The 1,928-nt window shown below is 51.4% G+C and carries 3 protein-coding genes and 1 tRNA gene; 1 reads left to right on the forward strand and 3 read right to left on the reverse strand.

The window, feature by feature from the left end; genetic code table 11:
- The first annotated feature begins 432 nt into the window (after positions 1-432).
- Complete coding sequence (locus ACREAY_RS11540; protein ID WP_431755917.1) at positions 433-711, forward strand: hypothetical protein; 279 nt, start codon at positions 433-435, stop codon at positions 709-711.
- On the opposite strand, the gene ACREAY_RS11545 is transcribed toward ACREAY_RS11540, so the two are convergent.
- From ACREAY_RS11545 to ACREAY_RS11555, 3 genes are all read right to left on the reverse strand, one after another.
- Positions 672-773 (reverse strand) — tRNA-Gly (locus tag ACREAY_RS11545). The two genes, ACREAY_RS11540 and ACREAY_RS11545, sit on opposite strands and share 40 nt — an antisense overlap.
- A gap of 38 nt (positions 774-811) precedes the next feature.
- Positions 812-1,372 (reverse strand): hypothetical protein, encoded by a 561-nt coding sequence (locus ACREAY_RS11550; protein WP_431755918.1) that lies wholly within the window; start codon positions 1,370-1,372, stop codon positions 812-814.
- A gap of 39 nt (positions 1,373-1,411) precedes the next feature.
- The gene (locus ACREAY_RS11555; protein WP_431755919.1) at positions 1,412-1,741 is read right to left on the reverse strand and encodes a hypothetical protein; all 330 of its coding nucleotides are present in this window, start codon (positions 1,739-1,741) and stop codon (positions 1,412-1,414) included.
- Positions 1,742-1,928 lie beyond the last annotated feature (187 nt).

The raw sequence follows: 1,928 nt of genomic DNA on the forward strand, positions 1-1,928 counted from the left end.
AGCCAAGAGGTCGTACAGCTGCTCTATGCTGCAATCGTCTATCTTTAGCACCTGCCTGCTATTCATTCACTCGGGCATAGCGGAACTTGGATATTAAGACGATGATTATACTGTAATAAAGTGCAATTATCTATATATTCTCCACTTCATGACATAATTACGCGGTTTTCTGATATATTCTCGCAAAACCCTGGAAATATTCTGGCTTGGAGGCGGACATTTCACCAACAACTTTCTCTTTCGTGATGCTTGCCCTGTCTTCACTGCAAAGATTCTTGAAGTGCATGCGTGTGGACGATGCGCTGCCTGGGTTGAATCAGTGTCTTGTGGCAAACTCTGGACAATGTGGTAGCACATCATGACATGTTAACGCATACTCCCTCCCCCTAAAGTGCTGGCTCTATTAAATCTGCAGGGCAGGATTTGTAAGCCGTGGAACTGGAGGAGTATATCCGGGCCCGCCTTGACCATGAAAGGCACCATCTGGACGGCGACCCTGCCGTGAAGAAAAGGGCGCAAGTGTGGATATCTGCGATAGAAAACGCCCCGAGGTCGGCCGATGGCATCCAATCGCTCATGGACGCAAAAGAAGTCGCAATGAACAAAGCCAGCGAGGTTTCAGAGCTCCAGCAGCTTGACCGCGAACTGTCGGCCCTTGAATGGTTGAAAGGTGCGGTCACCGGGATTCGAATTCCCGCCCATCCCTTTTAGAAACGGGTCCCGGGTCGCGGGCTTGGAAGGCCAGCGTCCTAACCAAACTAGACGATGACCGCACTTGCAATAGCGCAAGCGCGGAGGGTATTAATTCTTATCAGTTGGGGAAGATTATGTTCAGTAGCGTATCCACGGCCACATTGGTGACCTTGCGCTTGTAGTACTCCTTGCCCTTCTTTGGCGCGTCCGTCGCTTTCTCTGCCTCGACTTCGTGCACCGGCCTGTGGTCGAGCGCGCCGTAAAACTGGACGCGGACGTTCTTCATGCTGGAGATGACAGACGCGTTAAAGGTCTCGTGGAGCCACACGGACCCGATAAAGTAGATCATCGGCGGGTTTGGCTTTTTGCTCACCATGTCATAGATGCTGTCCAGCGTCTGGGCAATGTTCTTTGAATCGGAATCTATCGCGATAATGTCGGGCTTTACTCCGCCCTTGACAAGCACCTCCTTGACCTTTTCTGACGGCCCCTGCTCGCCTACAATCATTACCATCGTCTTGTGATGATCGGGCCTCGACTTCATTATGATGCCGTATGTTTCAAGGCCGAGCTTTATGCGCTCGTGGACATAGTCAGGCAGACCGCCGTCGGGCGCCTTGCCCTTGTGGGCGGCGTACAGCACGAGCAGGTTGCCATCGGTAAAGCGGTATTCTGACATCGGGCAAAAAACTGCCCGTCTGTCGCCAATATAACTATTTCAGAAGAAAGACGCGACCACTTTTCTTGGCGCGCAAATCTGGCGCTCCAGTTCGTCGAGGCGTTGCAGGGCTTCGGGGTTCTTTTGCAGTTCCTTGAACTGCTTGTCGTGGCGGACCTTTTTGACCATGACCATGACTTCCTCGTGAGTCACGCCATGCTTGATGTCATATTCAATCTGCTTGGCGCAGCTTGAAACGGTGCTGTATTTCTTGTAGTTTCGTTTTTCAAAAGATGAAGCGTCAGGGGCCACGCCCTTTGCAAAGCGCACAATTACTTTTTCGACATGTTCAAGGTGCCAATCTTTCATCGCATAATTGTTAGCCTTCATGGCTCCATTCCTTAGGGGAGCAGGCTATTTAATCTCTTGTCCGGAAATAATCGCCGGCCTTGATCTTTTCTTCGCCCGGTATCCTGGCGATCTCGAATCTCTCCTTTGCCTTCAGCAAAGTCGCAGTCGCATCGATGCCGACCTTGGTCGTCAGCAGGTTGGTCTGATCGCTTGAAGGGTCTAAGCT

This window comes from Nitrososphaera sp., from assembly GCF_050748925.1.
In the GTDB taxonomy this organism is placed as follows: Archaea; Thermoproteota; Nitrososphaeria; order Nitrososphaerales; family Nitrososphaeraceae; genus Nitrososphaera.

Excerpts from the sequence above, each read along its gene's own strand:
- ACREAY_RS11550 (WP_431755918.1), bottom strand. The coding sequence starts at position 1,372 with ATGTCAGAATACCGCTTTACCGATGGCAACCTGCTCGTGCTGTACGCC.
- ACREAY_RS11555 (WP_431755919.1), bottom strand. The coding sequence starts at position 1,741 with ATGAAGGCTAACAATTATGCGATGAAAGATTGGCACCTTGAACATGTC.